The sequence below is a fragment of the Vibrio sp. 661 genome, from assembly GCF_033339315.1.
GTDB lineage: Bacteria > Pseudomonadota > Gammaproteobacteria > Enterobacterales > Vibrionaceae > Vibrio > Vibrio alginolyticus.
In genome coordinates this window covers 99,167-112,978 of the sequence record NZ_JAWOUJ010000013.1, presented here as the reverse complement: position 1 = coordinate 112,978, position 13,812 = coordinate 99,167, and the positions used below count along the sequence as shown (strand labels likewise).

The 13,812-nt window shown below is 44.5% G+C and carries 6 protein-coding genes and 1 riboswitch; of the genes, 2 read left to right on the top strand and 4 right to left on the bottom strand.

The window, feature by feature from the left end:
* Nucleotides 1–816: 816 nt before the first annotated feature.
* The gene (locus R7P69_RS19005) at nt 817–2,148 is read right to left on the bottom strand and encodes a cation:proton antiporter (protein WP_031781147.1); all 1,332 of its coding nucleotides are present in this window, start codon (nt 2,146–2,148) and stop codon (nt 817–819) included.
* A 191-nt stretch (nt 2,149–2,339) separates the two neighbouring features.
* On the opposite strand from R7P69_RS19005, the gene metH reads away from it, so the two are divergent.
* On the top strand, nt 2,340–6,020 hold the full coding sequence (gene metH, locus R7P69_RS19000; protein WP_054728895.1) for a methionine synthase: 3,681 nt from the start codon (nt 2,340–2,342) through the stop codon (nt 6,018–6,020).
* Between the two features lie 86 nt (nt 6,021–6,106).
* Here the strand turns inward: metH and lysC are convergent, their stop codons facing one another.
* Nucleotides 6,107–7,459: a lysine-sensitive aspartokinase 3 gene (lysC, locus tag R7P69_RS18995; protein WP_065274909.1), complete on the bottom strand. Its 1,353-nt coding sequence runs from the start codon at nt 7,457–7,459 to the stop codon at nt 6,107–6,109.
* 101 nt (nt 7,460–7,560) lie between these two features.
* Nucleotides 7,561–7,739, bottom strand: a riboswitch (Lysine riboswitch).
* Between the two features lie 220 nt (nt 7,740–7,959).
* Between lysC and R7P69_RS18990 the strand changes: the two genes are divergently transcribed.
* A complete protein-coding gene (locus R7P69_RS18990) occupies nt 7,960–9,081 on the top strand; it encodes a pyridoxal-phosphate-dependent aminotransferase family protein (RefSeq protein WP_054575331.1) in 1,122 nt (373 codons plus the stop codon).
* A 59-nt stretch (nt 9,082–9,140) separates the two neighbouring features.
* Here the strand turns inward: R7P69_RS18990 and R7P69_RS18985 are convergent, their stop codons facing one another.
* Nucleotides 9,141–10,922, bottom strand: coding sequence for a PglL family O-oligosaccharyltransferase (locus R7P69_RS18985; RefSeq protein ID WP_238952128.1), 1,782 nt, complete (start codon nt 10,920–10,922; stop codon nt 9,141–9,143).
* Between the two features lie 67 nt (nt 10,923–10,989).
* Nucleotides 10,990–13,812: an excinuclease ABC subunit UvrA gene (gene uvrA / locus R7P69_RS18980; protein WP_054575329.1), complete on the bottom strand. Its 2,823-nt coding sequence runs from the start codon at nt 13,810–13,812 to the stop codon at nt 10,990–10,992.

Below are 13,812 nucleotides of genomic sequence, written 5' to 3'. Positions count from 1 at the left end.
GGTAGTTCAGTTGGTTAGAATACCGGCCTGTCACGCCGGGGGTCGCGGGTTCGAGTCCCGTCCACTCCGCCACTTATATTAAGCCTCAGTCGAAAGACTGGGGCTTTTTTCGTTTTGGTTACCTGACTTACCTTAAACCCACTCTCATATTTAAATCTTGCATCTCGAGTTACACTACCCTCTTCACATGGTTTTAATACGTCGTGAACGAGCTAGCACGTAACTCTGTGCCTTAGTCTTAGTCTTATTCCGATACCAAGCTCTAACCAAAGCTCCTTTTATTCGATATTAGAAAATCTAGTTATGTGACAGAGTTTAATTGTTTGAAGTGTCGCTTGTTTCTAATTTGAAAATAGGATGACTTTGAATACAAGTTTAGTCTCACTGAGATCAAGAGGGAGGGGGCTAAATTTCTGTTAAGGCTTTGATCTACTGAATGCTAGCTCAGTTTTATCTTGGTGAGGTTGCTAACCTGTTTGGGTTCTGAACGCAATCACCCTAAATGTCTCTTTCTCATAAAAATACAAACTCGCTCATTGCTAAGTATTGTGGAAGTTTAGCTTTGATGTTTGCGAGGAGCCTATATTGCCAAGGGAAGAGAAGTGATACAGATGAAAATGGGTAAATTAAAAGGCTCGTCTATGAATACTATCTATCGGCAATAGTTAGTATCTATGAAAATGTAGCGTAGCGATTCTTAGTATATTTGAAGGTATATCAAAGAATAAGGAGCATTAGTCCTTGAAGGGGAGTCTGAAAATTAGTTATGAAAAAAGCAGCTAGGTAGCTGCTTTTTATTTATTAAGTTACGTGTCTTTAAGAGTCCAATGGCTCCGTATGTTCCGGAGTGGTTATTGCTTGGTTATTCTCTTCCATCTTCTTCTCTTCTGCTTTTGCTTTTTCAATCATTGGAGTGATTGTTGAGCCTTGAATGAGGATAGAGAAAACAACGACGGAGTAGGTCATTACAAGAATAATCTCTTTTACATCGATTAACTTATCTTGAATCACCCAAATACCAGATGGAATAGAAAGTGCCATCGCTAGTGCTAGGCCTCCGCGTAAACCGCCCCACGTCAAAATACGCACTGACCATGGATTATATTTTCTGTAACGTTTAAAGCCTATGTAAGAAAGAAATACACTTAGATAGCGAGCTGCTAGTACAAGAGGGACTGAAATAGCCATCATGATCCAGTCTTCTTTGTGGAATTCAAATAGCAGCATCGACATGCCGATCAGTAGGAATAACACGCCATTCAAGAACTCATCAACAAGCTCCCAAAAATGGTCAAGGTGATCTTCACTCTCTTTTGAAAAGCCAATAAAGCGTGTCCAGTTGCCAATCATAATACCGGATACAACCATCGCGAGTGGGCCTGATACATGGATGTATTCAGCAAATGCGTAACCTGCTGTTGGGACACCAATGGTAAGTAACAATTCCATTGAGTGATCATCGGTGGCACTGATCAGGTAGTGGAATAGCAAACCGAGGACGAAACCATATGTGATACCACCGATAGCTTCTTGGATGAAGAGTAAGGTGACACTACCTACAGTTGGTGCCTCAGTGCCAAATGCAATCGTAAATAGAGTGACGAAGATAACCAAACCGAAGCCATCATTGAAGAGCGATTCTCCTTCAATCTGAGTGGAGATACGTTTAGGAGCATCTAGTTTTTTCACAATAGCCAATACAGCGATTGGGTCAGTTGGCGATATTAGAGCACCAAATAGTAAGCAGTAGACCAAATCAAATTGGATGCCAATTAACTGACAAAACCCATACAGCGCAAATCCAATAAAGAACGTAGAAAACAGTGTAGCTCCAAGGGCTAAAACAGTGATCTCCCACTTTTGATCTTTAAGGTTCGGGAGTTTGATGCCTAGTCCACCAGCAAATAGTAAGAAGCCAAGAATGCCTTTGAGCAAGAAATCTTCGAAGTTAATCCTTGTGACCGTCTCCGTCGCAATTTCGGTGAGATGGAACCAGTTGTTTTGACCCGCAATTAAGATTAGAAGTGAAAGCACCATTGAACCTGCGGTAATCGCAATGGTGGTTTGCATCTTTCCTATCTTGCTGTTTACAAAAGCAATTAGCATCGCAGCTGCGGATAGAAAACATAAAGTATGATAGACCGACATAGAGCTCTCTATTTGTAACATTTTATGAATGGAATTCTCGGCTGATGCTGCTTAAATAGCAAACATTTTTTCGTGATTATTTTGTAAGTTAAGAAGGAGATAAAATAATCATTAATTCCACGTTTAGACGTCTAGACTCCTGAAGTTTGTGTGATAGGATGGAAAGATAACTAAAGGAATGAGGCTGTACTGTGGGAAGTAACGTAAGACAACAGATTGAAGCTCAATTGAAGCAACGTATTCTTTTGATTGATGGTGGTATGGGAACCATGATTCAAGGGTACAAACTTGAAGAGCAAGACTATCGAGGAACGCGCTTTGCGGATTGGCATTGTGATCTAAAAGGTAACAACGACCTGTTGGTTCTAAGTCAGCCTCAACTTATCAAGGAAATTCACGCTGCATATTTAGAAGCGGGTGCAGATATTCTTGAGACCAACACTTTTAACGCAACAACCATTGCGATGGCTGACTACGAGATGGAAAGCCTAAGTGAAGAAATTAACTTTGCAGCTGCCAAGCTTGCACGTGAAGTTGCAGACGAATGGACCGCAAAAACACCCGATAAACCGCGTTATGTCGCAGGGGTTTTAGGGCCGACGAACCGAACTTGTTCTATTTCTCCTGATGTAAATGACCCCGGATATCGAAATGTTTCTTTCGACGAGTTAGTTGAGGCTTACTCTGAATCGACTCGTGCTCTAATTAAAGGTGGTTCTGACCTTATTCTTATCGAGACCATCTTCGATACGCTTAACGCTAAGGCTTGTTCATTTGCTGTTGAAAGTGTGTTTGAAGAGATGGGTATTGAGTTACCTGTGATGATCTCGGGGACTATTACTGATGCTTCCGGTCGGACATTATCCGGTCAAACCACAGAAGCGTTTTACAACTCATTACGTCATGTTAAACCGATTTCGTTTGGTTTGAACTGTGCACTTGGTCCAGATGAGCTGCGTCCTTATGTTGAAGAGCTCTCTCGTATATCAGAATCTTTTGTTTCCGCTCACCCAAATGCTGGGCTTCCGAATGCATTCGGCGAATACGATTTGTCGCCAGAAGATATGGCTAAGCATGTTAAAGAGTGGGCTCAAAGTGGCTTTTTAAACTTGATTGGTGGGTGTTGTGGTACAACTCCTGAGCACATTCGCCAAATGGCACTCGCGGTTGAAAATATCGCCCCTCGTCAATTACCTGAACTTCCCGTTGCTTGTCGCTTGTCTGGCTTAGAGCCGCTCGCGATTGATAAAGACTCTTTATTTATCAATGTCGGTGAGCGTACGAATGTAACCGGTTCTGCGCGTTTTAAGCGCTTGATTAAAGAAGAGCTGTACGATGAAGCGCTCGATGTGGCTCGTCAACAAGTTGAAAATGGCGCTCAAATTATCGATATCAACATGGATGAAGGCATGTTGGATGCACAAGCTTGTATGGTTCGCTTTTTAAACCTTTGTGCGTCAGAACCTGAAATCTCAAAAGTACCAATCATGGTTGACTCTTCCAAGTGGGAGGTTATTGAAGCCGGTCTTAAGTGCATCCAAGGAAAAGGCATTGTTAACTCGATCTCTCTCAAAGAAGGCAAAGAGAAATTCGTTGAACAAGCTAAGTTGATCCGCCGTTACGGTGCGGCTGTGATTGTGATGGCGTTTGATGAGATTGGGCAAGCAGATACACGTGAGCGCAAAGTAGAAATTTGTACCAACGCTTACCGAATTCTTGTTGATGAAGTGGGCTTTCCACCAGAAGACATCATTTTTGACCCCAACATTTTTGCCATTGCTACGGGGATCGAGGAGCATAATAACTACGCGGTGGATTTCATTGAAGCCGTTGGCGATATCAAACGTGATTTACCACATGCGATGATCTCGGGTGGTGTTTCTAACGTCTCATTCTCTTTCCGTGGCAATAACTATGTACGTGAAGCGATTCACGCGGTGTTCCTCTACCACTGTTTTAAAAATGGTATGGATATGGGGATTGTGAATGCGGGTCAGTTAGAAATCTACGATAACGTGCCTGAAAAATTGCGTGAGGCTGTGGAAGATGTCGTTCTTAACCGTCGTGATGACGCCACTGAGAGATTGTTAGATATCGCGGCGGAATATGCAGGCAAAGGGGTAGGTAAAGAGGAGGATGCCTCTGCACTTGAGTGGAGAACTTGGCCTGTTGAAAAGCGCTTAGAGCACGCGTTAGTGAAAGGAATAACTGAGTTCATCGTTGATGATACCGAAGAGGCTCGTGTCAACGCTTCAAAGCCATTAGAGGTGATTGAAGGCCCACTAATGGATGGGATGAACGTCGTCGGAGACTTGTTTGGTGAGGGTAAAATGTTCCTTCCTCAGGTCGTAAAATCTGCACGAGTGATGAAGCAAGCAGTCGCGCATCTGGAGCCCTACATCAATGCAGAAAAGCAGGTGGGACAAACAAACGGTAAGATTTTGCTAGCGACGGTCAAAGGTGATGTACATGATATCGGGAAAAATATCGTTGGCGTTGTATTGCAGTGCAATAACTACGAAATTATCGATCTTGGTGTCATGGTTCCTTGCGAAAAGATCTTAAAAGTAGCGCAAGAAGAGAACGTCGATATTATTGGTTTATCAGGGTTGATCACACCTTCATTAGACGAAATGGTACATGTTGCAAAAGAGATGGAGCGTCTCGACTTTAACTTACCTCTTCTCATCGGTGGCGCAACAACGTCAAAAGCCCATACAGCAGTTAAGATTGAGCAAAATTACAAGCATCCAGTGGTTTACGTGAACAACGCCTCACGTGCAGTGGGCGTATGTACTTCTCTTCTGTCAGATGAACGTCGCCCTGAATTTGTTGAAAAACTTGAAGCTGATTACGAACGAGTACGTGATCAACATAATCGAAAGAAACCGAGAACCAAACCAGTGACATTAGAAGCGGCTCGAGCGAATAAAGTTGCGATCGATTGGGAAGCTTATACACCTCCAGTGCCTGTTAAGCCTGGCATTCATATCTTCGATGATTTTGATGTGGCTATATTACGTCAATACATTGATTGGACACCATTCTTTATGACTTGGTCACTTGTGGGTAAGTATCCAACAATTTTCCAACATGAAGAAGTTGGTGAAGAAGCAAAACGTTTATTCGAAGATGCCAACGAGTTACTTGATCGAGTTGAGCGAGAAGGCCTGTTAAAAGCGCGTGGAATGTGTGGCTTATTCCCTGCTGCGAGCGTGGGGGACGACATTGAAGTTTATGCTGATGAAACTCGTACCGACGTTGTGAAAGTATTACGTAACTTGCGACAACAGACCGAGAAACCAAAAGGATTCAACTATTGTTTATCCGACTACATCGCACCTAAAGAGTCGGGTAAGCATGATTGGATAGGGGCATTTGCTGTCACTGGTGGTATTGGTGAACGAGAGCTTGCTGATGAATACAAAGCACAGGGAGATGATTACAACGCAATTATGATTCAAGCGGTGGCGGATCGCCTAGCCGAAGCGTTTGCTGAGTATTTGCATGAGCGTGTCCGTAAAGAAATTTGGGGTTATGCTGCGGATGAAGATTTATCTAACGATGATCTCATTCGTGAAAAATACCAAGGTATTCGCCCTGCACCAGGTTATCCAGCGTGCCCTGAGCATACTGAAAAAGGACCGCTTTGGGAGCTACTTAATGTGGAAGAGAATATTGGCATGACTCTAACCTCCAGCTATGCAATGTATCCGGGCGCGTCAGTCTCTGGTTGGTATTTCTCTCATCCTGACTCACGTTACTTTGCGATCGCACAGATCCAAGAAGATCAGCTAGAGAGTTACGCCGATCGTAAGGGGTGGGATAGGATCGAGGCTGAAAAATGGTTAGGGCCAAACATTAACGGTTAAATTGATGTTTACCTCGTCCAAATGTAACAACTATTGAAACAACAAAGGGCTGCAGATACGCAGCCCTTTGTTTTATTGAGTTGAACTTACTTCTCAAACAACTCAGTGTGGAGTTTTTGTATGGCTTGTTTCGATACCGATTCATGGAGCAAGAAGCATAAGTTGTGAGGGCTAGCGCCATAACAAATCATGCGTAGGTTAAAATCTTCTAGCGTGCCAAAAACCTGTTTCGCGTAGCCTTTACTCTCACTCATGTTGTTACCAATGAGAGCAACGAGGCATAGGTCATGTTCAACTTCTACCTTACATAACTCTTCTAACTCTTCTCGTGCAGCTTGCGGCAGTTGTGGTGCTCCGCCGGATGTATCGGTTTGATCAAGTGTTAACGATACACTGATTTCAGATGTTGTGATCAAATCGACAGATATCTTATGCTTTGCAAGGATCTCAAAGACCTTTGCTAAGAAGCCGTATGCGTGGAACATATTGGCGCTGCGTAGCGTTACCATGGTTTGGTTACAACGCAAAGCTAGCGCACGGAATAACGGTGAGCTTTCGACTTGGTGGCGAATCCAAGTTCCCCCTTTTTCAGGCTCTTTCGATGACCCTACAAATACCGGAATGTCGTGGCGCAATGCAGGTACTAGCGTAGAAGGGTGAAGGATTTTAGCGCCAAAGTTAGCCATTTCTGAAGCTTCACTAAAGCTGATCTCAGGAATTGGTGAGGCTTTTGGTGCAATTCGCGGGTCTGTTGTGTAGATACCCGGAACATCAGTCCAGATTTCTAGCCCTGCCGCTTTAACGCTCTCAGCAATTAAGGCGGCGCTGTAATCGCTGCCCCCTCGACCTAATGTTGTTGTATTACCGGCTTCGTCAGATCCTATGAAGCCTTGAGTAACAACAACGGATTGTTGGCAAAGTGGTACGAGTTTATCTTGCGCAAGCGTCGAAATTGCTTCAATGTTTGGCTCCGCGCGACCAAAGTTGTCATCAGTACGCAGCACATCGCGGATATCAAAGCGCACTGCTTGAATGCCTCGCTCACACATTAACTGAGTTAGAATGTGCGTCGACATGAGTTCACCACATGCGACTAAATGATCGGTTAACTTCGCACTAGCTTGGATAGATGCAGCCTCGGCCAGGCTGGTTACGGTATCTAATATGCCATACACCTCGGCAGCAGTTTTCGTGCTGTCTTCGAGCTGAGTTAAAATGGCGTCATGAATGTTGGCCAGATTTTGCAGTAGCTCAGTACGGTGCGTTTGATCCTGAACACCGTTGGCGAGTTCTACCAATAGGTTGGTGACGCCAGAGCAAGCGCTGCTCACGACTAGGCGAGTATTTGGATTGTTTTCGATAATGGTGGCGCAACGACTCATTGCCTCATAGTTGGCAACACTGGTTCCACCGAATTTAGCTACGTTAAATGCGCTCACTGCGTTCTCCCACGACTTCCTAAAAAATTATACATCCAATGTTTAGTGAGAAAAGGAACAGAGCAAAAAGAGAGGTATTTAGAATGCTATTTGAAAAATTTACCCTCAGAAGCCCTTCATCAGACTGCGCTGATGACAGTTGATGGGATTCAGCCCAATTCAACCGACAAGTCAAATCCTGCAACTTTGACTTACCTCGGCACTACTCCCCCTCAATGATTGGTGTTGGAATTGCGGTTCCACAAATCATCTACCTGGGTAGCGCTCCTCTTCTACATAAAGCTCAAACATTGAACGGTTTTGAGGCCTTAATGTCAATCAATATTTCAACCTTTATGGTGTTTTTTATTAACGATTTTGTGACACTGGTTTGACCTCCATACTTACGGCTAATTGCTGATAGAGGAAAAATCTATTAGGGTGAAGAACCCTACACCTGAGCCATGTTATTGAATAGAACTTTTAGAATGCTCAGGATAAAAGATAATCAAGGAGCTGACATGTCGATCCAAAGCTTTATTCCACCTCACCGTATTTTAATGGGACCTGGTCCTTCTGATATTTATCCTCAAGTGTTACAAGCACTAAGCCGTCCTACTGTAGGTCACCTTGATCCTCTGTTTATCGGTATGATGGATGAGCTCAAGCAGCTATTGAAGTATGTCTTTCAAACTGACAATGAGTTCACTATTGCGGTTTCAGCGCCAGGTAGTGCAGGGATGGAAACCTGCTTTGTAAACTTGATCGAGAAAGGCGATAAAGTGATCGTCTGCCGTAATGGTGTATTTGGTGAACGCATGCGCGAAAATGTCGTCCGTGCTGGTGGTGAAGTTGTTATCGTCGATGATGAATGGGGGACGCCTGTTTCCATTGATAAAGTCGAGCAAGCATTCGAACAGCACCCAGATACAAAAGTTCTTGCTTTTGTGCATGCGGAAACCTCAACTGGTGCAGTCAGTGATGCTCAAGCATTGGGTAAGCTAGCGAAACAGCATAATGCATTATCTATTGTTGATGCGGTGACATCGCTTGGTGGTGTGCCGTTAAAAGTGGATGAATGGCAACTGGATGCGGTTTACTCTGGTAGTCAAAAATGTTTGTCATGTGTACCTGGGCTCTCACCAGTGACGTTTTCTCCTGCCGCGATTGAAAAGATTCAAGCAAGAACAACACCAGTACAGAGTTGGTTCCTCGATCAGAGTTTAGTTTTGGGGTATTGGAGTGGAGAAGGCAAGCGTAGTTATCATCATACGGCGCCAGTTAATAGCTTGTATGCGCTTCATGAAGCTTTATTGATACTGAAAAATGAAGGATTAGAAAACGCTTGGGCTCGTCACCAACTGATGCATGAAAAACTCAAAAATGGCTTACAAAAGTTAGGCTTTGAATTTGTTGTGGACGAAGCCCATCGGTTGCCACAATTAAATGCGATTTACGTGCCTGAAGGAATTGATGAAGCAAAAGTTCGTGCTCACTTGCTAGAAACCTATAACCTAGAAATTGGTGCAGGCCTTGGGGCATTAGCTGGTAAAGCGTGGCGTATTGGCTTAATGGGTTACGGCGCTCGATCTGAAAACGTTGCGCTGTGCTTAAAAGCGTTAGAAGAGTCACTCACTGAATAAAATCATACAGCAATGAGATGAAGAAAAGCGAAGGTCATCCCTTCGCTTTTTTGTACTTATTACTCTTCACCTGAAGTGGGGGCTGGTGAGGCAGAGATTGCTTGAGAAGGTGGTTGGTAATTGACGTCACTGAAATCAATCTTCGGGAACAAAAACTGCGCTTCAGCTCTAATTTGCTCCGCTTTACTTGAGTCATCTAAGCCTTGGTAGGCCAAAATCAAATTATTATAAAATGCAGGGCGAGGCTTATCTTTGATGATTTTTAGCGACCAATCGATATAAGGCTGAATCAAGGTTGCGTCTTGTTGGTACAGCCCAATGTTTAAAAACGTGCTATAAACATCCCAATCAAATCTGTCTTTCCAAACCACAGGGTTACTGACTTGATTCAGAATATCAGGATTAGTTGGCCTAGTGGTCTCAAACTTCGTCAATACATAGTTCATATGCAATGCGCTTACCATGTAAAACGTAAACGCAACGGGAAGTACCAAACTAAAAACACGCAGCAAGCTTTTGGTTACATTACTAAAGCCGACTTGTCGATAACGAGAGACGCGCTGATCGACCCAGTACAGCAGGATAACGAAGATCAACCAATGCACGAGAGAGTGGTAGAAAGGGTATTCCAGTTGCGAGTGCAATACGATAGGTATAAACAAGGCCAGCAACGCAAGACGAGTTCCGCGTTTGGCTTGATAGATTCGATACAGTACCAGTGCCATCGCTAAGAAGATGCCGAGTATTGGCAGCAAGCCACCTTCGACTCCCCAGTAAAGTAGCTCATTATGCGGATGATCCATGGCTGGCAAACCAGCTGGGTAATTCTCATTTAGGGCATGTTGACGAGCCGTATACAGCATGTACTCAGATTCAAACTTGCCATATCCATAACCAGTAAAAGGCTTTTCAATCACCATGTCTAATGTTTGCGGAAAAGTATACGCTCGAGGAGACTCCATATTTACTTTTTCTGCGGCTAACCCACCTCCATCAGGAAAGGCAAGATGCATGACAACGACTGAGAGTAAGAGCCCACTTACAAGTGACACAACCCAGCGGATAAAGCGCCCTTTGGTTGCAAAGCGGTACATGTATGGAATGACCAACAACACGGCGATGACCGAGGCTAACCAACCAGTGCGTGAAGCCAACGCCACAATTAGTGGTAAAGTTAAAACTGGTACGGCATAGAGAAGGTAAACATCGCTTAACTTACGATCGTATTTGTAGGGCTGACGTGCAAGTAAATAGCTGGCAATCACCAACCCTGTCGCAAGAAAACTGGCCATTACATTGGGCTGTTGGAAAATACCATAAGGACGATTGGCCACCGTGTCGTAACCAAACGGATTGCCTGGTTTGAGATACAGATATTGTGTCAGACCAAAAATGGCTTCGATAACAACCGCAAGGACAATGAACCATAATAGGCGTTGGCGATGTTTATTACTGAAATGAAATTGTTGTAAAACAATAAAGAACAGGACACCACACCACAGGCCAATGAGCTTATTGGCTGCCAAGCTGCTATTCGCATTTGGGTACAGAATGGGCACTGTCATGATAAGAGCACTAATGAACAAGCCGATGGTTAGTTTTGAGTAACGTAGCACTCGATTATTCGCTAGTTGGTAACACCCAATGCCTAATGCAAAGCTAAAAGCAATCCAAGTTGTCGCATTGAACGAAAGCGAAAGCCCCGAACCGCCGGGGTTGGGCATGAAAAAGTGCATTGCCAACACAAATAGTGTTGCCAAGGCAATGAGAAACTTGCGATTGAGGGGAACCTGTACTTTTTCGGGAGAAAGCTTTGTTCCACTTACATGTATAGTAGCCATAGTTATTGCGTTGTTTTGAATGAAAAAAGACCAGCACTTGCTGGTCTCGATACTTTACCTGTTTTTTCTACTTCAACATAGGCTTGAGGAAGTGAGCTGTGTGCGAACCCTCGATTTGCGACACATCTTCCGGAGTGCCTTGAGCGATTATCTCGCCGCCACCTTGACCCCCTTCAGGACCAAGATCGATAATCCAGTCCGCAGTCTTAATGACGTCCAGGTTATGCTCGATCACCACGACAGTGTTTCCGTGGTCGCGAAGTCTGTGCAGTACAGTGAGCAACTGCTGGATATCATGGAAGTGCAAGCCGGTTGTTGGTTCATCCAAAATGTACAAGGTTTTTCCTGTATCACGTTTGGATAGCTCTCGCGCCAGTTTCACACGCTGTGCTTCACCACCGGAGAGTGTTGTTGCCGCTTGACCCAATCGTATGTACGACAAACCCACATCCATCAGTGTTTGTAGTTTGCGAGCGATGGCAGGAACTGGATCGAAGAAGGTGCGTGCATCTTCGACCGTCATTTCTAGCACTTCATCAATAGTTTTACCTTTGTAACGTACTTCGAGCGTTTCACGGTTGTAGCGTTTACCTTTACACACATCACATGGCACATAAACATCTGGTAGGAAGTGCATTTCTACTTTGATAACACCGTCACCCTGACAGGCCTCACAACGACCACCGCGTACGTTAAAACTAAAACGGCCCGGTTTGTAACCGCGAGAACGCGACTCCTGTGTGCCTGCAAACAGTTCACGGATTGGTGTAAAGATCCCCGTATAGGTTGCAGGGTTAGAGCGAGGTGTACGGCCAATTGGGCTTTGATCGATATCGATGACTTTATCGAAGTGCTCTAGACCTTTAATCGATTTATAAGGTGAAGGCTGAGCCGTTGTCGCTCCGTTAAGTTGGGTATGCGCAATTTTAAAGAAAGTATCATTAATCAGCGTTGATTTACCTGAGCCAGATACCCCTGTAATACAGCTGAATAACCCAACAGGAATTGAAAGGTTAACGTTTTTAAGGTTATTACCTGTTGCGCCTAATAGCTCAACCGTTTTTTTCGGATCTCGCGGCGTGCGATCTTTCGGTACTGTGATTTCTTTAACACCACTTAAGTACTGACCTGTCAGAGAATTCGGATTCGCGACTATCTCTTCCATGGTGCCTTCCGCAACAACATTACCACCATGTACGCCAGCACCAGGACCAATATCTATGACATGATCTGCACAGCGAATCGCATCTTCATCGTGTTCTACCACAAGTACGGTATTACCTAAATCGCGCAAATGAGTGAGCGTTTTTAATAAGCGTTCATTATCACGCTGGTGGAGACCAATCGACGGTTCGTCCAGAACATACATCACACCAACAAGACCCGCCCCAATTTGGCTTGCTAAACGAATACGTTGAGCTTCACCGCCTGATAAGGTTTCTGCACTGCGTGATAAGTTTAGGTAGTTCAAACCGACGTTAACTAAGAATTGCAGGCGGTCGTTGATTTCCTTCATCACTTTTTCAGCGATTTGGGCGCGTTGACCTTCCAGTTTCAAGGAATGGAAGAATTCCAATGCATCAGCAATGCTGAGTTCAACAATCTCAGGTAGTGTCGTATCAGCAATAAACACGTTACGTGCTTCAAGGCGTAGACGAGTACCGCCACAGCTTGAACAAGATTTAGTGGAGATGTATTTTGCAAGCTCTTCACGGACAGAGTTGGATTCTGTATCACGATAGCGACGTTCTAGGGTATTCAGAATACCTTCGAATGGATGGCGTTTAACGCGAATATCGCCACGATCGTTGATGTATTTAAACTCAATCTCAGTACGACCTGAGCCCTTTAGAATGACATCTTGCGTTTTCTTTGGCAGAGAATTAAAAGGGGCATGGAGGTCAAAACCATAATGATCGGCCAATGAGGTGAGCATTTGGAAGTAGTAGTAGTTCTTTTGATCCCAACCGCGAATCGCACCTTGTGCCAAGCTTAATGAATCATCTTGAATGACTCGGCTTGGATCGAAGTATTGTTGAACACCCAAGCCATCACAAGTGCCACATGCACCAGCAGGATTGTTGAATGAGAAAAGTCGCGGCTCTAACTCTTGCATGCTGTAACCACATTGTGGACAAGCGAAGTTGGCGGAGAAAATAATCTCTTCACCGTCGCCATCCATTGGCGCGACAACCGCAATTCCGCCTGATAATTCGAGCGTGGTCTCGAAAGATTCGGCCAAGCGCTGTTGTAAGTCTGGACGAACTTTAAAGCGGTCTACCACGACTTCAATGGTGTGCTTTTTATGTAGCTCAAGGGTTGGAGGATCGGAAAGATCGCAAGTTTCTCCATCAATACGCGCACGAATAAAGCCTTGAGCCGCTAAGTTCTCAAGCGTTTTAACATGCTCACCTTTACGTTCTTTGACAATAGGCGCCAATAGCATCATTTTGCTGCCTTCCGGCATCTCTAGGACTTTGTCCACCATTTGGCTGATGGTTTGCGCAGCAAGAGGGGCATGGTGCGTTGGACAGCGGGGTTCGCCCACACGAGCATACAATAGACGTAAGTAGTCGTAGACTTCGGTAATTGTACCGACGGTTGAACGCGGGTTATGAGAAGTAGATTTCTGTTCAATAGAAATCGCAGGTGATAACCCTTCAATGTGGTCGACATCGGGTTTTTCCATCAGAGACAAAAACTGACGAGCGTAGGCAGAGAGAGACTCTACGTAGCGTCGTTGGCCTTCTGCATACAATGTATCGAAAGCTAGAGAGGATTTACCGGAGCCACTTAGTCCAGTAATGACAATCAGTTTATCGCGAGGGATTGTAAGATTAATGTCTTTAAGGTTATGGGTTCGGGCACCGCGAACTTCTATTTTATCCAT